Raw genomic sequence first — 22,933 nt, 5'->3', positions numbered from 1 at the left:
TAAAAAAAGTTTCTATTCTTTATAGTTAATCTATTTAATCATGATTATCCTATTATAAATTGGTAACCTGCAAGTAAAATACCTACCATAATTAAAGATGGTAATAGATTAGCAATTCGAATCGATGTAATCTGTAACATATTCAAACCAATCGCAACAATTAAAAGGCCGCCTGTTGCTGTCATTTCAATAATGAAGCTGTCTAAAAAAGCTTCTGGTACTAGATTTTCAATTGTTGTTGCTAGTAGTACTATCGAACCTTGGTATAAAACTACTGGAATCGCAGATAATACCACACCAAAACCTAATGTTGTCGCTAAAACTAAAGAAGTGAATCCATCTAAGATTGACTTCGTTATTAACACACCATGATCACCTCTTAAACCACTGTCTAATGCACCAACAATCGCCATCGCACCGACAACAAAGATTAAACTTGCTGTAATAAAACCTTGCGAAATCTTAGAATCTACTTTATGACTACTTATACTAGATTCTACCCATGCACCGATTTGGTTTAATTTGTTTTCAATATCTAACAATTCTCCTATTAACGCACCAGTCATAATGCTTAATAAGACAATAATGATGTGATTAACTTGTAAAGCCATTTGTAGTCCAATTAAAATTACCGCTAAACCGATACCACTTAGAATTGTTTCCTTATAACGTTCAGGAATTTTTGAAAAAAACAGCCCTAATATGGTTCCAGTTATAATTGCAATCCCATTAATGATTGTCCCTAATAAAGCCATATTACTAACACCACCATTCAAAATGTTTCACGTGAAACATTTTCGATATAAAAAGCCTGACAGCAGGTCTAGATACCCTTTGCCAGACTTACATGTTACTCAAATAAACCTAATATACGGTCCAAGTCATCATCCGAGAAAAACTCAATTTCAATTTTCCCTTTTCGTTTTCCTTTTTGAATCTTAACACTTGTTCCTAAGTGATCACGCAATTGACTTTCTCTTTCAGTAATAAATACATCTTTTCTTTCTTCTGTTTTTTTCTGTTTCGGTTTCTTTTCATTTAATTGAGTAATTAATTGCTCTACTTGTCTTACATTTAAATTTTCTTTTCGAATTTTATCAATTAATGGTTGTAGTTTATTTTTATCTTTTAAACCGAGTATAGCTCTTCCATGTCCCATTGATAACTCACCATTATTAATTAATGCGCTTATCGAAGGTGGTAAGCTAAGTAATCGAGTAAGGTTAGCAATATATGGTCTGCTTTTCCCTAATTTTTTTGCCAAATCATCTTGCGTAAGATTAAATTCTTTTATTAAATTAGCATATGCCTGAGCTTCTTCAATAGGGGTTAAATCCTCACGTTGCAAATTTTCTAATAATGCTAACTCCATCATCTTCTGATCTGTCAGTTTTTTTATTATTACTGGAATTGTTTCCAAACCAGCTTCTTTTGCGGCACGAAATCTTCTCTCGCCAGCTACAATTTCATAACCTTTAATACTTTCTCTTACAATTAAAGGTTGCAAAATACCAAATTCTAAAATAGATTCTTTTAGTTCTTCAATGGCATCTGCTTGAAATGTTTTTCGAGGTTGATATGGGTTAGGACGACATGACTTCACTGAAACGTGCTGTACCACTTCTTCTTCCTGCGTCTCTAACTCCGGAAAAAAAACATTAATTCCTTTCCCTAATCCTCTCGCCATTTGCGATCACTTCCTTTGCTAAATCAAGATATACTTCAGCACCTCTAGATTTCGGATCATATAGTATGATCGGTTCACCGTGGCTTGGCGCTTCTCCAAGTCTCACATTTCTTGGAATAACTGATTGATATACTTTATCTTGAAAATATTTTTTTACTTCATCAATCACTTGAATACCTAAGTTTGTTCTGGCATCTAACATAGTTAGCAAGACACCTTCAATCATTAATTGTTTATTTAAATGTTTTTGAACAAGTCGAATAGTATTTAACAATTGACTTAATCCTTCTAGGGCATAATACTCACATTGAACAGGTATTAATACACTATCAGATGCTGTTAATGCATTAATTGTTAACAATCCCAATGATGGGGGACAATCAATTATTACAAAGTCATATTGATCTACAACTGGTTCTAAGGCTTTTTTTAAACGGACTTCTCTCGAAATTGTTGGAACAAGTTCAATTTCGGCACCGGAAAGTTGAATTGTTGCCGGAATCACGTCTAAATTTGCTACTGATGTAGGAACACAAACTTTTTTAGCACTTAAGTCCTCAACCAATACATTATAAATGCATTGATCCATATCAGCCTTATTAACCCCTACTCCACTTGTTGCATTTCCTTGTGGATCTATATCAACTAATAAAACCTTATAATTTAAGTAAGCTAAACAAGCACTTAAATTAACTGAGGATGTTGTTTTTCCTACGCCGCCTTTTTGATTAGATACGGCAATTACTTTTCCCATGGTGTCACCTACCTAGTAAAAACTCTATTATTTGTATTCTATCACTTTTTTTAGAAATAAACATTGGTAAATAGTTTTGTTTTTAATATTAATCAATAAAATCGATAATTTTATTCAATTAGTCATAAAAATGTTCAAAAATTGATTGTTTTTTTATTTAACTTAAAAATTAAAAAATCCCAACCTTACATTAATCGAAGACGGGACTTTTTAATCTTTATTATTTTTTCTTCGGAATTTTAATTGTAATTTGATAATACTCATCATGATCTTCTTCATCAGTCTCTAAATCTATTCCGGTGTCCGTTACCATATTTAATGACTGCCTAATTGTATTCATAGCTATGCGCATATCCTTGTTTACACCTTTTAATTTTGGCTTTTTCTTTTTTGGTGTATTGTCCATTAGTTTAGCAATACGCTCTTCTGTTTGCTTCACATTCAGACCTTTTTCAATTATTTCATTCACAATTTTTTCTTGTGTTTCTGGATTTTTTAAAATAATAAGCGCTCGTGCATGACGTTCCGTGATTTTTTTTTCATAGATAGCCATTTGCACACTCTCAGGTAACTTCAACAACCGCATCTTATTCGCAATTGTAGATTGACTTTTCCCTAAACGTTGAGCTAATGCTTCCTGAGTTAAACCATGAATCTCTAGTAAACGACCATATGCATTGGCCTCTTCAATAACAGTAAGTTCTTCTCGTTGTAAATTCTCAATTAAAGCAACTGAAGCTGTTTCGGCATCCGACATCTCCCGGATAATCGCAGGTACTGTTTCCCACCCCAAAGAGGTTACAGCTCTCCATCTTCTCTCACCTGCTATTAATTCGTATTTTTTCTCTCCATCATCCAGCTTGCGAACTACAATAGGCTGAATCATCCCATGTGTATGAATGGTTTGCGCCAGTTCATCAATTCTTTCTTGATTGAAAACAGCACGAGGTTGATACCTGTTTGCAACAATTTCATTTATTGGAATCTGAAGAACTTCATCAGGAAGGTACTCTTCTATTCCTTCCTCTGTTTTGTCACCTATGCCAAATATTCGGCTGAAAGGGTGTAACATCAACAAACACCACCTTTATCCTATTTCCTATGCAAGATGTATGTATATCTTAGCGTTTAGGGTTATAGCTTCTTTAATCACACTACGATAAAATACAAATCACTCTACCTGTGAAGTAGTTTGAACAAAATGTTTCACGTGAAACATTTTGTGTTTCTATGAGATAAGAATCAAGCGCATTTTTGATACTATTAATCTATTCATCTTATCTACGACGTTATATTCTTCTATTATTCTATCACATATTGTTTCTAATGCGTATGCTTGTATAGCTATAAACAGAAAAAATGTAGCAATTTTTTTAACAATATTAGTTATCATGCAAATCTAAAAGAAAAGTACTAGTATTTCTATAGTTACTAGCACTCAATGATTACTTATTCTATCGGTGTTTTATTAGGTACCCCTGGTTTACGTGGATACTTTTTTGGTGTTTTACGTACTTTGTCAATTAAGACAATATTTCTCTCTCCATTATCCTGTGGTAAATCGAATGTATGAATAACATTTACTTTTCCACCTAAAATTTCAATTGCGTTATGTGCATCCTTTAGCTCATCTTGTGCATTAGGTCCTTTCATGGCAATAAATGTACCAGATGTTTTGCACAATGGTAAACATAATTCACTCAAAACAGCTGTCCGAGCGACTGCTCTTGCCATTACGACATCAAAAGAACCTCGAAACTTGTCGTTTTTCCCAAAAGTTTCTGCTCGATCATGGTAAAATGCTACACCTGTTAAATTAAGTTCACTCGCAAGATGGTTTAAGAATGTTATACGTTTTTGTAATGAATCAACAATTGTCACTTTTAAATCGGGAAATATTATTTTAAGCGGTAAACTTGGAAAGCCCGCTCCTGCTCCAACATCACAAATTGTCAGTTCCTTGTTAAAATCAAAATGAAATGCTGCGGTTATTGAATCATAAAAATGTTTTAAATAAACGCCTGCTTCATCTGTAATTGCTGTTAAATTTATCTTTTCGTTCCACTCTACTAACGTCTTAAAATAAATATCAAATTGATGCAATTGTTGATCCGTTAATTCAATTCCTTGTTCTTTTAATTTAGTAGCAAATAATTGTGCGTTCATAAACAATTAATTCCTTTCATACAAAATAAGTGATAACTTTCAGTCCTTTTCACAGTTGATGAAAAATGCGTAATAACTTGCTTACCCGCTACGTCACCAGACGGTTTTGGTGGGACGAGTAATCGCAGTCCCAAATGGATTCCCTTTCCGTGGGCTCAGTCTCAGCTAACTTGGTAAAGAAAATCACTTTACCAAGTGGATCTTCGACTTGAGCTGTCCCACTGGAGTCTCATCCATTTGCTTCCTTCGGTGGATAGCTTATCTACACTTTATAACGCTTGGTAATGTTTTTTAAACTAACATTTTAAACCTTTCTTAATTGTAGCGAGCTAACTAGTGTATCAAATGAAATTGTCGACACTCCTGCAGGAACAGCGCGAGCTGAAGATCCACTCGGAAAGCGCACTTTGCTTATCCGAGTTAGCTGAAGCCGTGCCTGCGGAAAGGGAGGCAATTTTATTTGAGGAGCGAGTCTGGAAATTCTTTTTACGACGCAGTCTATATTCTCTTCTAAACAATGTTTTAAAAGTGAATTATGAAAAGGCATATTTTTATTCCATTTTAGCAATGTTTCCTTGTTCTATATACACTAATAAAATAGATACGTCTGCTGGATTTACACCTGATATGCGAGATGCTTGTCCTACAGATAATGGACGAACTTTTTTCAATTTTTCTTTTGCTTCAGTTGCGATACCACCAATAGCATCGTAATCAATGCCTTCAGGAATCCATTTGTTTTCCATCTTTAACATACGCTCTACTTGTTGGTTTGACTTTTCAATATAACCTTGATATTTAATTTGTATTTCGACTTGCTCTTTAACATCTGAAGGTAATTCATTTGGTGCTGGTGATAGCTGCTCAATTAAGGAATAACTTATTTCAGGACGTTTAACCAAATCAGCTAATTTCGTTGGTTCTCTTAAAGGTGTTGCACCTACTTCATCAGTTAACTTTTGCAATTCTTCAGATGGTTTAATTGTTTCTTTTTCTAATCTTATTTTTTCCTGATCAACGAGCTCTTTTTTCTCAAGAAACTTGTTATAACGTTCATCTGAAATTAATCCTAATTGATGGCCTATTTCTGATAAACGCATATCCGCATTATCGTGACGTAAAAGTAAACGATACTCTGCGCGTGATGTTAATAGACGATACGGCTCATTTGTTCCTTTTGTAACTAAGTCGTCAATTAGAACACCAATATATGCTTGTGATCGATCTAAGATTAAAGTTTCCTTATCAAGGGCTCGTGCAGCCGCATTAATTCCTGCCATTAACCCTTGACCTGCAGCCTCTTCATAACCAGATGTTCCGTTAATTTGACCAGCAGTATATAAACCTGGTATATTTTTCACTTCCAGGGTTGGCCATAACTGAGTGGGAACAACCGAATCATATTCAATTGCATAACCCGCCCGCATTATTTCAGCTTTTTCTAATCCTTCAATAGAACGAATCATTTCATGTTGGACAAACTCTGGTAAGGATGTTGATAGACCTTGAACATAAACTTCTTCCGTATCTCTTCCTTCTGGTTCTAAAAAGATCTGATGACGTGGTTTATCATGAAAACGTACTACCTTATCTTCTATTGACGGGCAATAACGCGGACCTGTTCCTTTTATCATGCCTGAATACATAGCAGATAGACCTAAATTGTCATCAATAATCTTATGCGTGAATTCATTTGTGTAAGTTAACCAACATGGTATTTGATCCAAAATTCCTTCCGTTGTTTCATAAGAGAAATGACTTGGATGATCATCCCCAGGTTGAATCTCTGTTTTTGAATAATCAATTGTATGACTGTTCACCCTTGGTGGTGTTCCTGTTTTAAAGCGAACTAGCTCAAAACCTAATTCCTCTAAATGCTCTGATAATTTCACTGATGCGCGTTGATTATTTGGTCCACTCTCATAAGATAAATCACCAATAATGACACGCCCTCGCATAAATGTACCTGTTGTAATAATTACTGATTTGGCATGGTATGCCGCTTTCGTTTCAGTAATGACACCTGTACATACACCATCTTCTATAATTAACTTTTCAACCATCGCTTGACGTAAAGTTAAGTTTTCTTGGTTTTCTAATCTATACTTCATTTCTTGAATGTATAAAGGTTTATCGGCTTGTGCACGTAAAGCACGAACAGCCGGACCTTTCCCTGTGTTAAGCATTCGCATTTGAATATATGTTTTATCAATTACTTTCCCCATTAACCCACCTAAAGCATCAACTTCTCTTACCACAACACCTTTTGCTGGTCCGCCAACTGATGGATTACAAGGCATGAAAGCAATCATATCTAAGTTTAGTGTAAGCATTAGCGTCTTTGCGCCACGTTTCGCTGCAGCATTTGCAGCTTCTACACCCGCATGACCTGCCCCAATGACGATTACATCAAAATGTCCTGCATCATATGTCATTTTTATTGTCTCTCCTTTGTTTTCCTGCTTTCTCCTACAGGTATCTTAGCTATTTATTTTCCTAAACAGAACTGGGAGAACAGTTGATCAATTAAGCTATCGCGAATCGTATCCCCAACGATTTCACCTAGTAGCTGCCAAGTTCGCGTTACATCAATTTGAACTAAATCAATTGGCATGTTTGCTTCCATTCCATTCATCGCTTCATCTAGTGCAGCCAATGCCTGCTTTAACAATTGGATATGCCGTACATTTGATACGTATGTTAAATCACCTGGTTCTAACTCACCAGAGAAGAATGTTTTAGCAATTGCCGCTTCTAATTCATCTAATCCCTTTTCTTCTATTAAAGTTGTTGTGATGACAGGATGTCCCTTCACCAACTCATTTACCTTTTCTAGATCAATTTTTTGAGCTAAATCTGTTTTATTCACAAGAACAATTACTTCAAGATCTTCAACAAGCTTAAACAATTGAATATCTTCCTCAGTTAATTCCTGATTATAATTTAATACAAGTAATATTAAATCAGATTCCTTTAATACTTGTCGTGAGCGTTCTACACCTATTTTTTCTACAATATCATCAGTATCTCTAATACCTGCAGTATCAACTAATCGCAGTGGTACACCTCGAACATTTACATACTCTTCAATAATATCTCGCGTTGTTCCAGGAATATCCGTAACAATTGCTTTATTTTCATGTACTAAGGCATTAAGCAAGGAGGATTTACCGACATTAGGACGTCCTATTATCGCAGTAGCAATTCCTTCTCGTAAAATCTTCCCTTGCTTAGCCATTTGCAATAATCGCTCAATTTCTTGATGCACTTCTTTCGTTTTTAATAACATCGTGTCATGTGACATCTGCTCAACGTCATCATATTCTGGATAATCAATATTTACTTCAACGTGGGCAACAGTTTCTAATAATTCCTGACGCAGACGTTGAATTAATTTTGATAACTTTCCATCTAATTGTTTAATCGCGACATTCATCGCCTTATCTGTTTTCGCCCGTATTAAATCCATTACCGCTTCAGCTTGCGATAAATCAATCCGCCCATTTAAGAAAGCTCGTTTTGTAAACTCGCCTGGTTCTGCAAGACGTGCTCCCATTTGCAGAGCTAGCTCAAGCAAACGATTTACAGATGCTAGTCCACCATGACAATTTATCTCAACTACGTCTTCTCTTGTAAAAGTTTTTGGTGCTCGCATCACACTAACCATGACTTCTTCTACAACCTGATCTATAGTTGGATCAATAATTTTACCATAATGTATTGTGTGTGAATCCACCTTTGTTAAATCTCGCCCTTGAAAGAATTGATTTGCAATTGTTATTGCTTCATTTCCGCTTAATCGAACAATTGCAATTGCTCCTTCACCAATTGGTGTCGAAATTGCTGCTATTGTATCTGTTTCCAATTCTCTACACCCCACTTTTTATTTAAACTTATATATATATTTAACGCTCTTTTTTTATTAAAAATAAACATGTCACCCAACTAAAAAGAATAGCACATTATACCACGTTTTGAAAATCTATTCACTCTTTTTATACACATGTGGATGAAAATTATACGACTAAGTTATACACATACCTAATCAAATCTAACATTATCAAAAAGTTATCCACTGTGCATAACTTTTTGATAATGCTATTTCATCTAAAAAAACGTCCAAGAAACAGCAATTGTTTCTTGGACGTTTTTTTAATTTCTATTCACTTTGTTACAGGTTTAATCACTACATGCCTGTTTGGTTCTGTTCCATCTGAATAGGTTGCAATCTGTTCATTGTGTTGTAATGCACTATGAATTATCTTTCTTTCATAAGAAGGCATCGGTTCTAATGAAACATGTTTTTTTATTTTGTTAGCCTTATCAGCTAATCGATGTGCTAATTGTTCTAATGTTTCTTTTCTACGTTTCCTATAACCTTCTGCATCTACAACCACATGATAACGCTCTTTAGATAATCTATTTAAAGCCACCTGCACAAGATATTGGATTGCATTTAACGTTTGTCCACGTTTACCAATTAGTAATGCAATACTTTTACCAGATAGATCAAATGTCACTGTACTTCCCTTTGTACTTGTTTCTACAAATACATCTTCGGAAAAAGCAGAAACTATTTGCTTTAGATAAGTTTCAACTTGCTGTAAATGGTTTTCTGCAACCGTTACTTTAACAATAGCTCTTTTAGTACCAAATATCCCAAACATTCCTTTTTTACCTTCGTCAATAATGTCTACATTCACTTGGTCCTCTGTGGTGTTTAACTGCTTTAATGCTGATTGGACCGCATCTTCGACTGTTTGTCCAGAAGCAGTTACCTGTTTCACTATTTGTTTCCTCCCACTTTAGGTTCCTTATCTTTCATCATTGGTCCACGAACAAAGATCGTTTGTAATACCATAAATACGTTACCAACTACCCAGTATAATGCAAGTGCTGACGGGAAGAACATCGCCATAACACCAATCATAATCGGCATCATATAAAGCATCATCGTCATTTGCGGCATTGCAGCGTTTTGTGTTGAATTCGTACCTGCCATCATAAGTTTCTGTTGTAAGAAAGTTGCTCCAGCTGCCACAATTGGCAATATGAAATATGGATCCGGTTCACTTAATTGGAACCATAAAAAACTACCTTCATCTAAATGTGGTGTCCGCATGATTGCATGATAAAATGCAATTAATATTGGCATTTGTACAATAATCGGTAAACATCCTGCCATTGGATTGACACCATTTTTTTGAAAAAGTTCCATTGTTTCTTTCTGTAACTTTTGTTGTGTTTCTGCATCCTTTGAACTATATTTCTCTCTAATTTTAGTTATTTCTGGTTGGATATCTTGCATAGCTTTTGAACTTTTTAACTGTTTAATATTTAATGGTAATAAAACCAACCGTATTGCAATTGTTACAACAACTATTGCCAATCCATAGCTACCACTAAAAAAGTCTGCTACATTAATAATTACCACGGACAATGGATAAACGAAATACTCTGCCCAAAATCCGGTACTTTCACTTGTAATATCTGTCTCGATATCACCACAACCTGATAGTAGTAACACTAACCCTATCAAAGCCGCAAACAGTAAGAGCTTTTTGCGCATGTTCTTCCTCCTCATTCACTTCTTAACATATATATGAAAAATCTAGTCTATATTCTATCATTAACTAGTTCTTGTTTCTATAGCTATAAGTGTAAAATCAAATCATCATAATAATACAAAAGATTTATCCCATAGTAAATAGTTGCCACAATATTGTTAAACAAATTATTCCCTATATTACAATCTCTTTAATAGATGTGATTTTGATAATACATGATTTAGACTTTTCTTGATCGCATGATAATCCATATCTTTAGTTGGAATTCTTGCAATTACAATAAAGTCATATCTATTGTCTATTTGCCCATCAAATTCTGAAAAAGCTTGTCTTAAATAACGTTTTATTTGATTACGCATAACCGCGTTTCCAATCTTTTTACTTACTGATAAACCTATTCGAAAATGCGATTGTTCTGGTTTATTTAAATAATATAGTACTAACTGTCTATTCGCAAAAGACTTTCCTTGTTTAAAAACTAGTTGGAATTCATCCATTTTTTTTAATCGATATTTTTTTTTCATGGAATGTTACCTCCATTATCAGATCATCCATATGTATGGAAATAGCCCGTTTTTTAATCCATTGATCTAAACGAGCTTATCCATTTTCATTGCATCTTTTTTCTCTTAATAGGAAAAAAAAGACCACTGACATTAACTCAGTGGCCTATGCTGATAATTTTTTTCTTCCTTTTTTACGGCGACGAGCAATTACGTTTTGTCCATTTTTAGTGCTCATACGAGAACGAAAGCCGTGAACTTTTTTACGCTTACGTGTATTTGGTTGAAATGTGCGTTTCATGTATAGTACACCTCCCTGAGGAATAATAACTCCAATATTAAGAAGACATTCCAATACATTATACGGAATAGATTAACCATCTGTCAACAACTATCCTGCTTCACCTACTATTAATTTCAAATCTCAATTCTTTTCACTTCTCCAACACTCATTTTTCTATTAAACATACGGACTTGATATATGATGCGACATAGTGAAACTTTCTTACCCGCTCCTCAAATGAAATTAGCTCCCTTTCCGCAGGCACGGCTTCAGCTAACTCGGAGGTAAAGACCACCTCCGAGTGGATCTTCAGCTCGCGCTGTTCCTGCAGGAGTGTCACCAATTTCATTTGATCCGCTAGATAGGCTAAAAATATAATAATGCATTACAGACCATCTTAGTGAGAGAAAAGCTTATTGAGCATTAACACCTCAAATCACGATAAGGTCCACTAACTAGCGAAGGAAGCAAATGGTTGACACTCCTGTGGGAACAGCTCAAGTCGAAGATCCACTTGGTGAAGTGGTTTTCTTTACCAAGTTAGCTGAAACTGATCCCACGGAAAGCGAATCCATTTTCTGACGTAGCGGGTTAGAAGTTTAATACACAATTTATTTAAATTACGTCATAAACAGGTTATCCACATCGCTTGTCCATTAATTTTTAATGTTTTTTTTATCCCCAACAACTTATAAACAAATTAATAACAAAAAACAGTGTTGTGGATAGATTTTGTCTACAAACTGTATTTTATGTGGATAAGTGTCGAATTACCCTTGCACTATTAGTATTTATTTGGTATTATATTTGTGTTTTAACATGTGAAAAAAATAAAAGGCCACAAATAATATCCACAGCTTGTGGATAGATTGTGGACATGTATTCACATCTTTGTTTATAGACTTATACACAACCTTGTGAAGAAAATTAATAACTGTAAAAAAAGCTTATTTAGCTTATTCTAAATTATCCACAGTATATTTATGATCTACTACCTTTCGATCTGTCTTTCAAACAGATTGCGAGAGGTTTTTTATTTCTTTACTTACTATTTTGTTGAAAGGAGGAGACAGTCTATGGAAAATATTGAAGACTTATGGGCGAGTACACTCGAGTCCATTAAGGAGAAGGTAAGTAAACCTAGCTATGACACCTGGCTTAAAAATACCAATGCAGATAGTATTACCGATGATACTCTAATTGTATCTGCCCCTAATGAATTTGCTCGAGACTGGTTAGAAAGTCGCTATACCAATTTAATTTCAGATGCATTATTTGAAGTAACTGGTGCTAAGTTAAAAACTAAATTTGTTATTCCTGAAAGTGAAAATAAGTTAGATGATATTAGCGAAAAAACTAAAAATGTACCTACAATTAAACAACAAGAAAATGGGGAATCCCCTAAAACTATGTTAAATGACAAATATACATTTAATACATTTGTCATTGGTTCAGGTAATCGTTTTGCACATGCAGCATCTTTGGCTGTCGCAGAAGCACCTGCTAAAGCATATAATCCCTTGTTTATCTATGGTGGCGTTGGGCTTGGTAAAACACACTTGATGCATGCTATTGGTCATTATGTTTTAGATCATAATCCATCTGCAAAGGTAGTCTATCTATCCTCTGAAAAATTTACCAATGAATTTATTAATTCAATTCGAGATAATAAAGCTGTTAATTTCAGAAATAAGTATCGTAATGTAGATGTCCTATTAATTGATGATATTCAATTTCTTGCTGGAAAAGAACAAACACAGGAAGAATTTTTTCATACATTTAATACGTTACACGAAGAAAGTAAGCAAATTATTATTTCTAGTGATCGACCACCAAAAGAAATACCCACATTAGAAGATCGTTTACGTTCCAGATTTGAATGGGGTCTAATTACAGATATTACTCCACCAGATTTAGAAACGAGAATCGCTATTTTACGTAAGAAAGCTAAAGCAGAAGGATTAGATATTCCTAATGAAGTTATGCTTTATATCGCGAATCAAATTGATACAAATATTCGTGAATTAGAAGGAGCACTTATACGAGTAGTTGCTTATTCATCATTAATAAACAAAGATATTAACGCTTCTTTAGCAGCAGAAGCATTAAAGGATATCATTCCAAGTTCGCGACCAAAAGTTATAACAATTGCTGCAATTCAAGAAGTTATAGCTGAAAAATATAATATTAGATTAGATGAATTTGCTGCAAAAAAACGAACAAAATCGATTGCATTTCCTAGACAAATTGCGATGTATTTATCGAGAGAGTTGACTGATTTTTCATTACCGAAAATTGGAGAGGAATTTGGAGGACGTGATCATACAACTGTTATTCACGCTCATGAAAAGATTTCAAAACTAATCAGTCAAGATGAATTATTACACAAGGATATAGAAGATATAAAAGAACAGCTTAAAAATTTCTAATATAGTTCATTTCATAACAGTATGTAAAAATAATCATTACGTACTGTTTATTCACATGTGTATAACGTGGATAATTAGTGCAAACTTACTAACAATCTATCCACACCCATTTAGATAGATATAACACTGCGAATTTCATGTTATCCACATAATCACAGGCCCTATTACTATTACTACGACATTTATATAATAAAATATATATATTATAACTTCCCTTAGGAGGATTTATTTTATGCGATTTATCATTCAACGTGATTTATTAATCGAAAGTATTCAACATGTAATGAAAGCAATCTCTTCACGTGTAACAATCCCAATTTTAACCGGAATAAAAATTGAAGCTACACAAGAGGGAATAAAGTTAACAGGAAGTGATTCAGATATATCAATTGAATCATTTATACCAAAAGAGGAATATGGACTAGAACATGTAGAAGGTATTGAAGAAGGAAGTGTTGTAGTTCAAGCGAAATACTTTCCAGATATAATTCGTAAGTTACCTTTAAAAACTGTTGAATTGATTACAGATGATCAATATAAAGTTACTATTAAATCTGGTGGTGCAGAATTTCATTTAAATGGACAAGATGCTGTAGAATATCCACATTTACCAAAGCTACATACAGATAATAGTTTTGAATTAAAAAATGATCTGTTAAAAGATTTAATTAAACAAACTGTCTTTGCTGTCTCTACAGTTGAAACACGACCAATTTTAACTGGAGTTAATATGATAATAGAGGAAGAACACTTAGATTTTGTTGCAACAGATAGTCATCGATTAGCATCAAGAAAAATTCCACTAAACTTAAATAATGAAAATATCTCTTTTAAAAATGTGGTTATTCCAGGAAAAAGTTTAATTGAATTAAATAAAATAATAGAAGACAATGAAGAGACAATTACCATAAGTGTGACCGAAAACCAAATTTTATTCCAAACAAAAAATTTATACTTTTTGTCACGCCTATTAGATGGCAATTACCCTGAAACATCTAGACTTATTCCAGAACAAAGCAAAACAATTGTTCATACAAAAACCAAAACATTATTACAAGCAATTGATCGTGCTTCATTACTTGCAAAAGAGAATCGTAATAATGTGGTTAAACTACAAACAAAGTCTAACAATGAAATTGAAATTAGTAGTAACACACCAGAAGTTGGTCAGGTAAATGAAGATGTAACAACAGAATCAATCGAAGGTGAAGATTTGAAAATCTCATTTAGTGCTAAATATATGATTGATGCATTAAAAATTATCGAAGAGGATCATGTTAAGATAGAATTTACTGGCGCAATGCGTCCGTTTATTATTCGACCAATCGATAATGAGCATATTTTACAATTAATATTGCCAGTTCGGACATATTAAATATAATTGGGATGGAGTAAGAATTCTTATTCTGTCCTTTTTTATTGCAGGACAATTTTCTTTCGGTAAAAATATATTGAATAGAACAACAATACTTTGCTTATGGGTGAATATCTAGTAAAATAGGTAGAAGACTTATAAATGGAACGGTTCATTTCATGTTCACTTTTATTAGAATGATTAAATTATAAGAAAGCTTGGTGATTCGATATGCATACAGAAAAAATCTCAATTCATACAGGTTATATTCCATTAGGTCAATTCCTGAAATTGGCAGGTGTCATTGATACAGGTGGAATGGTGAAGATATTTTTAGCCGAATATGATGTGTTTGTGAATGATGAACAAGAACAACGTAGAGGCAGAAAATTATATCCTAATGATCAGATAACTATTCCTGACGTAGGAGTATATGAAATTGTGAAGGAAGAAGATGCCTAACATGTATCAACAAGAACAGTTAGGAAGGTTAAAACGATGCATATTCAAAATTTGACGCTCAAAAATTATCGAAACTATCAACAAATACAAGTACCATTCGATGATAAAGTCAATGTTATAATTGGAGAGAATGCACAAGGAAAAACCAATCTGATGGAAGCAATCTATGTATTAGCTTTTTCTAAATCATATCGAACCCCTCGTGATAAAGAACTTATCCAATGGAATGAAAACTATGCTACAATAGAAGGTACTATCTATAAAAGAAAACGTACCTTTCCCTTAGAAATTCAGCTTTCTTCCAAAGGGAAAAAAGCAAAACTAAATCATATTGAACAAAGACGTCTTAGTGATTACATCGGAGCTCTTAATGTAGTGATGTTTGCACCAGAGGATTTAAATCTGGTTAAAGGGAGCCCACAAATCAGAAGACGTTTTATTGACATGGAAATTGGTCAAATCCAGCCTTTATATATTTATCATCTAGGACAATACTTAAAAGTCTTAAAACAAAGAAACCATTTGTTGAAAAGCCTACAGCGCAGGCAGACGAATGATCGTACGATGCTGGATGTCTTAACTGAGCAATTAATTGAACACGCTAGTGTAATAGTTGAAAAGCGTTTTGTATTTTTACAATTACTAAGACAATGGGCTGCTCCGATCCATAAAGGAATAAGTAGAGAGAAAGAAATGCTGGAAATTAAGTATTTAGGCTCTACTGATGTATCAGAAGTGGAAAATAAGGAAAAAATAAGAAAAGCGTATCAAACTTCTTTTTCTCAAATTGTAGAAAAGGAAATAGACAGAGGAAATACATTGATTGGTCCACATCGTGATGATTTAGTTTTTTATGTGAACGGTAAAGATGTACAAACATACGGCTCACAAGGCCAGCAGAGAACAACAGCACTGTCATTAAAATTAGCAGAAATTGAATTAATTAGAAGTGAAGTTGGAGAATATCCTATTCTTTTATTAGATGATGTTCTAAGTGAGTTAGATCATTATCGACAGTCACATCTGTTACATACAATTCAAGGAAAAGTACAAACGTTTGTTTCTACAACAAGTATTAGTGATATTCAACACGATACGATTCGTCAAGCTGAGTTGTTTCATATAGAAAACGGAATAATTGTGCAATAGAAATGGGGAGTGGAAATGTTTATTCATATTGGAGGAGATCATGTCATCCGATCAGAGGATGTCATTGCAATTATTGATCAACAGTTTATTGCTTCTTCCACAATAAATGATGAAATGATTACAAATCAAAGAAAAGCAAATAATGTACTTGATTTACAAGAAGAGGAAACAAAAGCAATCGTTATTACAAATAGTTCCATTTACTATAGCCCCCTATCTGTATTGACATTAAAGAAACGTGCCAGTATGATCTCAACCATTAGTAGATTAGATGATTATAGTGATGCATTTGATACTGATGACAGTTTAGGTGAAGACTAAACAATTAATATAATTTTTAACATATGTAGTTTAAAAACGGTGTAGAAACGATAGATTCGTTCTCCCGAAATAGAAGTGTAGGTGAATGTAATGACAATGGAAAATAAGTTTGGAACAGATCATGCATATGATGAAAATCAAATTCAAGTATTAGAAGGATTAGAAGCAGTTCGTAAACGTCCAGGTATGTACATTGGTTCAACAAACGAACGAGGCTTACACCACTTAGTGTGGGAAATTGTTGATAATAGTATTGATGAAGCATTGGCAGGATATTGTGATCAAATTGAAGTAGTTATTGAAGAAGACAATAGTATTACAGTAATGGATAACGGTCGTGGTATACCAGTTGGTATTCAAAAAAAGACAGGACGTCCTGCTGTTGAAGTAATCATGACTGTATTACATGCCGGTGGTAAATTTGGTGGCGGTGGATATAAAGTTTCAGGAGGTCTTCATGGTGTTGGAGCTTCTGTTGTTAACGCCCTATCCACTTCTTTAAAAGTATATGTACATCGAGATGGTCAAATCCATTACTTAAGTTTTAAACGCGGGATCCCGGATGAAGAATTACAAGTTATCGGTGAAACAGATCTTACCGGAACGCGAATTCACTTTGTACCAGATGCTGAAATCTTCGATGAAACAATAACATATAGTTATGATGTACTCTCTCAACGTTTACGTGAATTGGCTTTTTTAAATAAAGGATTAACAATCTCAATTCAAGATAAACGGGATGATGACAAAAAAGAAACGTTTCATTATGAAGGTGGTATTCGTTCCTATGTAGAGCATTTAAACCGTTCAAAAGAAGTATTGCATGAGCCGTTTTTTGCTGAAAAGGAAGAAGCGGGAATCACTGTCGAAGTTGCTTTGCAATACAACGATGGATTTGCAAGTAATATTTACTCATTTGCAAATAACATTCATACGTATGAAGGCGGTACGCACGAATCAGGTTTTAAAACAGGCCTAACTCGTGTGATAAATGACTACGCAAGAAAAAACAACCTATTTAAAGAAAACGACCCTAACCTAACTGGTGATGATGTTAGAGAAGGTTTAACTTCAATCATTTCAATTAAGCATCCAGATCCACAATTTGAAGGACAAACAAAAACTAAGCTAGGAAATAGTGAAGCAAGAACTATAACAGATTCTACTTTTAGTGAATTATTCTCTAAATTTTTATTTGAAAATCCTGATACTGCAAAAATTGTCGTAGAAAAAGGACTTATGGCCTCACGTGCACGTATGGCAGCAAAAAAAGCACGTGAATTAACGCGTCGTAAAGGTGCATTGGAAATCTCAAACTTACCTGGTAAATTAGCTGACTGTTCATCACGTGATGCAACCAAAAGTGAACTTTATATTGTTGAGGGTGACTCTGCTGGTGGCTCTGCTAAACAAGGAAGGGATCGTCACTATCAGGCAATATTGCCATTACGAGGAAAGATATTAAACGTTGAAAAAGCCCGTTTAGATAAAATTTTATCTAATAACGAGATTCGAACGATTATTACAGCTTTAGGAACTGGTATAGGTGAGGACTTTGATATTACAAAAACCCGTTATCATAAAGTTGTTATTATGACAGATGCTGATGTTGATGGTGCTCATATTCGTACCTTATTATTAACTTTTTTATACCGTTTTATGCGCCCATTAATTGATCATGGATATATTTATATTGCACAGCCGCCGTTGTATAAGATTCAACAAGGTAAGGCTGCATATTATGCCTATAATGAAAAAGAGATGGAACGAATTGTTGGTGAATTAGCGAAACAACCAAAACCAGGCTTACAACGTTATAAAGGTTTAGGTGAAATGAACGCAACACAGCTCTGGGAAACAACAATGGATCCAGATAATCGTACATTACTTCAGGTTAATCTAGAAGATGCGATTGAAGCTGACCAAATTTTTGACATGTTGATGGGAGATAAGGTTGAACCACGTCGTAACTTTATCCAAGACAATGCTGTTTATGTTAAAAATTTAGATGTATAGAGATTTAAACATATTTTATGAAAATGTTGTAATAAAAGAAGTAATGTCGTTAGTTGGATAGGAGGCAGTCGTATGGTGGAAAATCAACGTCCACATGTACAAGAAATAAATATTGGAAATGAAATGCGAACATCTTTTTTGGATTATGCCATGAGTGTTATTGTAGCACGTGCACTTCCTGATGTGAGAGATGGTTTAAAACCAGTACATCGGAGAATCCTATATGCGATGAATGATTTGGGAATCCAAGCAGATAAATCCTACAAAAAGTCTGCCCGTATTGTTGGTGATGTATTGGGGAAATATCACCCACACGGTGACACTTCTGTATATGAAGCTATGGTAAGAATGGCGCAGGATTTCAGTTATCGTAATATGCTTGTAGATGGACATGGTAACTTTGGTTCAGTAGATGGAGACCCTGCAGCTGCAATGCGTTACACAGAAGCTCGTATGTCCAAAATCTCGATGGAAATGTTACGTGATATTAATAAGGATACAGTTGACTACATGGATAACTATGATGGTTCAGAACGGGAGCCACAAGTGTTGCCATCTCGTTTTCCAAACCTATTAGTAAATGGAGCATCAGGAATAGCTGTTGGAATGGCAACGAATATTCCGCCACATCAACTAGGTGAAACAATTGATGCAGTGCTTGCTGTTAGTGAAAACCCTGAAATTACAATTGATGAATTGATGGAAGGGTATATACATGGTCCAGATTTTCCTACTGGTGGTTTAATCCTTGGTAGAAGTGGAATTAGAAAAGCGTTTGAGACAGGTAAGGGTTCTATTACAATTCGTTCAAAAGCTGAAATTGAAGAACATAGTAACGGTAAATCAACAATTATTGTTAGTGAGCTACCTTATCAAGTTAATAAAGCTAGATTAATTGAAAAAATCGCTGACTTGGCTCGTGATAAAAAGATTGAAGGTATCACTGATTTACGCGATGAATCTGACCGTAATGGAATGCGGATTGTAATTGAATTACGCCGTGATGCTAATCCAAATGTATTATTAAATAATTTATATAAACAAACATCCCTGCAAACATCTTTTGGGATCAATATGTTAGCATTAGTCGATGGCCAACCCAAAGTGTTGAATTTAAAGCAGGCACTATCGCACTATTTAGAACATCAAAAAGTAATTATTAAACGTAGAACAGCGTATGAACTCCGAAAAGCGGAAGCACGTGCTCATATTTTAGAAGGACTACGTATTGCGCTAGATCATATAGATGAAATAATCGCATTAATTCGTGGTTCCGAGACCGCAGATATTGCACGTACAGGGTTAATGGAGAATTATGAGCTATCTGAGAAACAAGCACAAGCGATCTTAGACATGCGCTTGCAACGCTTGACAGGGCTAGAGCGTGATAAGATAGAACAAGAGTATAATGAATTATTAGCTCTAATTGCAGAATTAAAGGCTATTTTAGCAGATGAAGAAAAATTACTACAAATTATCAGAGAAGAATTAACTGAAATTAAGGAGCGTTTTAATGATAAACGCCGCACAGAGATAGTAGCTGGCGGATTTAATTTCTTTGAAGATGAAGATCTTATTCCTGAAGAAAATATAGTGATTACCCTAACGAATAAAGGATACATTAAGCGATTACCAGCTTCGACATACAGGACACAGCGTAGAGGTGGACGTGGTGTGCAAGGAATGGACACTAACGAAGATGATTTTGTTGAACATTTAGTATCAACATCCACACACGATACTGTTTTATTCTTCTCGAATAAAGGGAAAGTCTATAGAGCAAAAGGATATGAGATTCCTGAGTTCAGTAGGACTGCAAAAGGAATTCCAATCATTAATCTATTAGAAGTTGAAAAAGATGAATGGATTAATGCTGTTATTACCGTACATGAATTTGAAGATGACTGGTATTTATTCTTCACAACAAAGTATGGTGTGTCGAAACGAACGACGCTTTCACAGTTTGCTAACATTAGAAAAGGTGGATTAATTGCGCTAAATTTACGTGAAGATGACGAGTTAATTTCAGTTCGCTTAACAGATGGAAATAAGGATATTATGATTGGAACACGTAACGGTTCATTGATTCGTTTTGAAGAAACACAAATTCGTTCAATGGGAAGAACTGCTGCTGGAGTTAGAGGTATCTCTCTAAGAGGTGATGATGAAGTTGTTTCCATGGAGATCATTGAAGATGGGTTACACGTATTGAATGTAACTGAAAATGGGTATGGAAAACAAACACCTGCTGAAGATTATCGAATAATTAATCGTGGTGGTAAGGGTGTGTCAACTTGTAATATTACAGAAAAAACCGGTAAAGTTGTTGCGGTTAAGGCTGTTACAGGTGATGAAGATATTATGATCATTACTGCAGCTGGTGTATTAATACGTATGCCAGTAGAAGGAATATCTGTTACAGGTAGAAATACACAAGGTGTTCGTTTAATACGTCTTCAAGAAGAAGAAAAAGTAGCAACAGTTGCTCGTATTGAAGTAGATCCAGAAGATGTAGAAGATATAGAAGAAGCAGAAAAAACAGAAGTTTTAGATGATGAAGTAAATAAAGATTAGATATAAATAGTGGTTCCTTGTTGTGTCTAACAATAGGGGGCCATTCTATTATAAGTGCATGTTCAAAAGAACGAGAAATTCAGATGATTCTAGCTTTAATCACAAAATACATGAATTTTCTATATGCCGATGTAAGAGCAAGACAAGGACGGGACTTTTCGAACAATAAACTAGTATATTAAGGGTGGCGATGACGTTGCGGGTACATCCAACACAATTAATTCCTAAATGCATACTAACAACAGACGTCTTTGGTCAATCCAATCGGCCGATTGTTCCAAAAGACACAGTTCTTGAGGAAATACATATTAATGTATTGAAACGATTTTTAATTGATCGAGTTGAAGTAGCTACAAAACTAGCGAGTGGTGCACCGTTTATCCCTGATAAATTGGATGAACAAGCATTAGAAAAAGAAAAAAAGCAAACTAAGAAGCAGGAAGAAAAGGCTCTAACTTTTTTAGAACACTACAATCAAGTTGTACAAGAGTATAAGCAGTTATTTGAACAGTGGCGGAGTGGTTCACCTATTGATATCCAAACAGTTCGAAAATTAATGATACCATTATTAGAGCGTACAGAAGAGGTAGGCTCTCAAGTCTTTTTATTATATAAATACGTAATAAAGAAAGATTACTTTTATCATCATAGTGTTGCCACCAGTTTGATTGCTACAATGTTTTCTAAAAGAATTGGTTGGAAAAAAGAGGCGATACAAATAGGTATTGCTAGTTTCTTAGCTGATAGTGGTATGGCAAAATTAAATCACTTCCTTTTAGAAAAAAAGGGAATTCTATCACCTGGAGAATTTGAAGAAGTTAAAAAACATCCAACGTATTCATATCGTTTTGTAGAAAAGATTCCTTCTTTATCACAGAGTGCAAAATTAGCAATTCTTCAACACCATGAACGACTAGATGGTACAGGTTATCCTCTGGGGGTGAAAGAAGATAGGATTCACCCATTTGCAAAAATATTGGCAATCTGTGATACATACCATGCAATGACATCTAAACGCTTTTATCGTGAAAAACAATCTCCATTTCTTGTAATGGAACAGATGCAACAAGATCAATTTCAAAAATTTGATCATCAAATGATTCAAGCATTTATAACATGTTTAACTGATTTTACGACAGGCACACGCGTTAGATTGTCCAATAATGAAATTGCAATCATTGTTTATATGGAATCGGCACATCCAACCCGTCCAATGGTACAAATGGAGTCCAATCAAAAAATTATTATTTTAAAAGAGCAAAAAAACTTATATATTGAAGAAATAATTAGTTAGTATCAGTTGAGAATTTAAAAAATATTAATTATAAAAAACACCCCAAAAGTTAGAGAGAAAATATAACTTATTGGGGTGTTTTTTAATAAATGACTCTAAAGATATTATTAATAATACACAGTTGAAATAAAAAGCACACTAACTAGTAACGTAAGTTACTAACCCGCTACATCAGCAAATGGATTCCCTTTCCGTGGGCTCAGTCTCAGCTAACTTGGTAAAGAAAAAACACTTTACCAAGTGGATCGTGCGCCCGGCATGAGTTATAACTAGGTGGTGAAAGTCCACCACAGACTTGGCAGTAGGAACTGTTAGTGAAAGGCAAGGGTGTCTATCGTGAGATAGAATCTGAAGGAAGCCGGACACAAAATCCC

At 34.4% G+C, this 22,933-nt stretch carries 19 protein-coding genes; 8 read left to right on the top strand and 11 right to left on the bottom strand.

Features of this window, described 5'->3' with window-relative positions:
* Positions 1-44: 44 nt before the first annotated feature.
* The 11 genes from D2K40_RS04970 to rpmH all read right to left on the bottom strand — a co-directional run bounded on the left by D2K40_RS04970 (position 45) and on the right by rpmH (position 10,978).
* Positions 45-755 carry a DUF554 domain-containing protein gene (locus D2K40_RS04970; protein ID WP_117153573.1) on the bottom strand — a complete coding sequence of 237 codons (711 nt, stop codon included), beginning with the start codon at positions 753-755 and terminating at the stop codon, positions 45-47.
* Between the two features lie 95 nt (positions 756-850).
* Positions 851-1,687, bottom strand: a complete 837-nt coding sequence (locus D2K40_RS04965) for a ParB/RepB/Spo0J family partition protein (RefSeq protein ID WP_117153571.1) — start codon at positions 1,685-1,687, stop codon at positions 851-853.
* Entirely contained in the window at positions 1,659-2,441 is a 783-nt protein-coding gene (locus D2K40_RS04960; protein ID WP_117153569.1) for a ParA family protein, read from the bottom strand. The genes D2K40_RS04965 and D2K40_RS04960 overlap by 29 nt, the downstream gene beginning before the upstream one ends.
* 220 nt (positions 2,442-2,661) lie before the next feature.
* Positions 2,662-3,513, bottom strand: coding sequence for a nucleoid occlusion protein (gene noc, locus D2K40_RS04955; RefSeq protein WP_117153567.1), 852 nt, complete (start codon positions 3,511-3,513; stop codon positions 2,662-2,664).
* A 377-nt stretch (positions 3,514-3,890) separates the two neighbouring features.
* The gene (gene rsmG / locus D2K40_RS04950; protein WP_117153565.1) at positions 3,891-4,607 is read right to left on the bottom strand and encodes a 16S rRNA (guanine(527)-N(7))-methyltransferase RsmG; all 717 of its coding nucleotides are present in this window, start codon (positions 4,605-4,607) and stop codon (positions 3,891-3,893) included.
* A gap of 551 nt (positions 4,608-5,158) precedes the next feature.
* On the bottom strand, positions 5,159-7,042 hold the full coding sequence (gene mnmG, locus D2K40_RS04945; protein WP_117153563.1) for a tRNA uridine-5-carboxymethylaminomethyl(34) synthesis enzyme MnmG: 1,884 nt from the start codon (positions 7,040-7,042) through the stop codon (positions 5,159-5,161).
* A gap of 53 nt (positions 7,043-7,095) precedes the next feature.
* Positions 7,096-8,472 carry a tRNA uridine-5-carboxymethylaminomethyl(34) synthesis GTPase MnmE gene (gene mnmE, locus D2K40_RS04940; RefSeq protein ID WP_117153561.1) on the bottom strand — a complete coding sequence of 459 codons (1,377 nt, stop codon included), beginning with the start codon at positions 8,470-8,472 and terminating at the stop codon, positions 7,096-7,098.
* A gap of 298 nt (positions 8,473-8,770) precedes the next feature.
* Positions 8,771-9,394, bottom strand: a complete 624-nt coding sequence (jag, locus tag D2K40_RS04935; protein ID WP_117153559.1) for an RNA-binding cell elongation regulator Jag/EloR — start codon at positions 9,392-9,394, stop codon at positions 8,771-8,773.
* Positions 9,394-10,176: a YidC family membrane integrase SpoIIIJ gene (gene spoIIIJ, locus D2K40_RS04930; RefSeq protein WP_117153557.1), complete on the bottom strand. Its 783-nt coding sequence runs from the start codon at positions 10,174-10,176 to the stop codon at positions 9,394-9,396. Before spoIIIJ ends, jag begins: the two co-directional genes overlap by 1 nt.
* A gap of 177 nt (positions 10,177-10,353) precedes the next feature.
* Positions 10,354-10,698 (bottom strand): ribonuclease P protein component, encoded by a 345-nt coding sequence (rnpA, locus tag D2K40_RS04925; protein ID WP_117153555.1) that lies wholly within the window; start codon positions 10,696-10,698, stop codon positions 10,354-10,356.
* Between the two features lie 145 nt (positions 10,699-10,843).
* Positions 10,844-10,978: a 50S ribosomal protein L34 gene (rpmH, locus tag D2K40_RS04920; protein ID WP_117153553.1), complete on the bottom strand. Its 135-nt coding sequence runs from the start codon at positions 10,976-10,978 to the stop codon at positions 10,844-10,846.
* A gap of 1,058 nt (positions 10,979-12,036) precedes the next feature.
* On the opposite strand from rpmH, the gene dnaA reads away from it, so the two are divergent.
* The 8 genes from dnaA to D2K40_RS04880 all read left to right on the top strand — a co-directional run bounded on the left by dnaA (position 12,037) and on the right by D2K40_RS04880 (position 22,559).
* Positions 12,037-13,389: a chromosomal replication initiator protein DnaA gene (gene dnaA / locus D2K40_RS04915; RefSeq protein WP_117153551.1), complete on the top strand. Its 1,353-nt coding sequence runs from the start codon at positions 12,037-12,039 to the stop codon at positions 13,387-13,389.
* A gap of 232 nt (positions 13,390-13,621) precedes the next feature.
* Positions 13,622-14,764 (top strand): DNA polymerase III subunit beta, encoded by a 1,143-nt coding sequence (dnaN, locus tag D2K40_RS04910; RefSeq protein WP_117153549.1) that lies wholly within the window; start codon positions 13,622-13,624, stop codon positions 14,762-14,764.
* Positions 14,765-14,974: 210 nt separating this feature from the next.
* Positions 14,975-15,205: a S4 domain-containing protein YaaA gene (yaaA, locus tag D2K40_RS04905; RefSeq protein WP_117153547.1), complete on the top strand. Its 231-nt coding sequence runs from the start codon at positions 14,975-14,977 to the stop codon at positions 15,203-15,205.
* A 36-nt stretch (positions 15,206-15,241) separates the two neighbouring features.
* The gene (recF, locus tag D2K40_RS04900; protein ID WP_117153545.1) at positions 15,242-16,354 is read left to right on the top strand and encodes a DNA replication/repair protein RecF; all 1,113 of its coding nucleotides are present in this window, start codon (positions 15,242-15,244) and stop codon (positions 16,352-16,354) included.
* Positions 16,355-16,369: 15 nt separating this feature from the next.
* Positions 16,370-16,675 carry an extracellular matrix regulator RemB gene (gene remB, locus D2K40_RS04895; RefSeq protein ID WP_117153543.1) on the top strand — a complete coding sequence of 102 codons (306 nt, stop codon included), beginning with the start codon at positions 16,370-16,372 and terminating at the stop codon, positions 16,673-16,675.
* Positions 16,676-16,765: 90 nt separating this feature from the next.
* Complete coding sequence (gene gyrB, locus D2K40_RS04890) at positions 16,766-18,691, top strand: DNA topoisomerase (ATP-hydrolyzing) subunit B (protein WP_117153541.1); 1,926 nt, start codon at positions 16,766-16,768, stop codon at positions 18,689-18,691.
* A 72-nt stretch (positions 18,692-18,763) separates the two neighbouring features.
* On the top strand, positions 18,764-21,265 hold the full coding sequence (gene gyrA / locus D2K40_RS04885) for a DNA gyrase subunit A (RefSeq protein WP_117153539.1): 2,502 nt from the start codon (positions 18,764-18,766) through the stop codon (positions 21,263-21,265).
* A gap of 196 nt (positions 21,266-21,461) precedes the next feature.
* Entirely contained in the window at positions 21,462-22,559 is a 1,098-nt protein-coding gene (locus tag D2K40_RS04880; protein WP_162879135.1) for an HD-GYP domain-containing protein, read from the top strand.
* Positions 22,560-22,933: the final 374 nt, after the last annotated feature.

The sequence above is a fragment of the Paraliobacillus quinghaiensis genome (assembly GCF_003426025.1).
GTDB classification, from domain to species: domain Bacteria; phylum Bacillota; class Bacilli; order Bacillales; family Amphibacillaceae; genus Paraliobacillus_A; species Paraliobacillus_A quinghaiensis.
This window is presented reverse-complemented; position numbering and strand designations above follow the sequence as displayed.

Excerpts from the sequence above, each read along its gene's own strand:
- gyrB (WP_117153541.1), top strand. The coding sequence starts at position 16,766 with ATGACAATGGAAAATAAGTTTGGAACAGATCATGCATATGATGAAAAT.
- remB (WP_117153543.1), top strand. The coding sequence starts at position 16,370 with ATGTTTATTCATATTGGAGGAGATCATGTCATCCGATCAGAGGATGTC.
- D2K40_RS04960 (WP_117153569.1), bottom strand. The coding sequence starts at position 2,441 with ATGGGAAAAGTAATTGCCGTATCTAATCAAAAAGGCGGCGTAGGAAAA.
- yaaA (WP_117153547.1), top strand. The coding sequence starts at position 14,975 with ATGCATACAGAAAAAATCTCAATTCATACAGGTTATATTCCATTAGGT.
- mnmG (WP_117153563.1), bottom strand. The coding sequence starts at position 7,042 with ATGACATATGATGCAGGACATTTTGATGTAATCGTCATTGGGGCAGGT.
- spoIIIJ (WP_117153557.1), bottom strand. The coding sequence starts at position 10,176 with ATGCGCAAAAAGCTCTTACTGTTTGCGGCTTTGATAGGGTTAGTGTTA.
- recF (WP_117153545.1), top strand. The coding sequence starts at position 15,242 with ATGCATATTCAAAATTTGACGCTCAAAAATTATCGAAACTATCAACAA.
- dnaA (WP_117153551.1), top strand. The coding sequence starts at position 12,037 with ATGGAAAATATTGAAGACTTATGGGCGAGTACACTCGAGTCCATTAAG.
- rnpA (WP_117153555.1), bottom strand. The coding sequence starts at position 10,698 with ATGAAAAAAAAATATCGATTAAAAAAAATGGATGAATTCCAACTAGTT.
- noc (WP_117153567.1), bottom strand. The coding sequence starts at position 3,513 with ATGTTACACCCTTTCAGCCGAATATTTGGCATAGGTGACAAAACAGAG.
- gyrA (WP_117153539.1), top strand. The coding sequence starts at position 18,764 with ATGGTGGAAAATCAACGTCCACATGTACAAGAAATAAATATTGGAAAT.
- rpmH (WP_117153553.1), bottom strand. The coding sequence starts at position 10,978 with ATGAAACGCACATTTCAACCAAATACACGTAAGCGTAAAAAAGTTCAC.
- D2K40_RS04970 (WP_117153573.1), bottom strand. The coding sequence starts at position 755 with ATGGCTTTATTAGGGACAATCATTAATGGGATTGCAATTATAACTGGA.
- rsmG (WP_117153565.1), bottom strand. The coding sequence starts at position 4,607 with ATGAACGCACAATTATTTGCTACTAAATTAAAAGAACAAGGAATTGAA.
- dnaN (WP_117153549.1), top strand. The coding sequence starts at position 13,622 with ATGCGATTTATCATTCAACGTGATTTATTAATCGAAAGTATTCAACAT.
- D2K40_RS04965 (WP_117153571.1), bottom strand. The coding sequence starts at position 1,687 with ATGGCGAGAGGATTAGGGAAAGGAATTAATGTTTTTTTTCCGGAGTTA.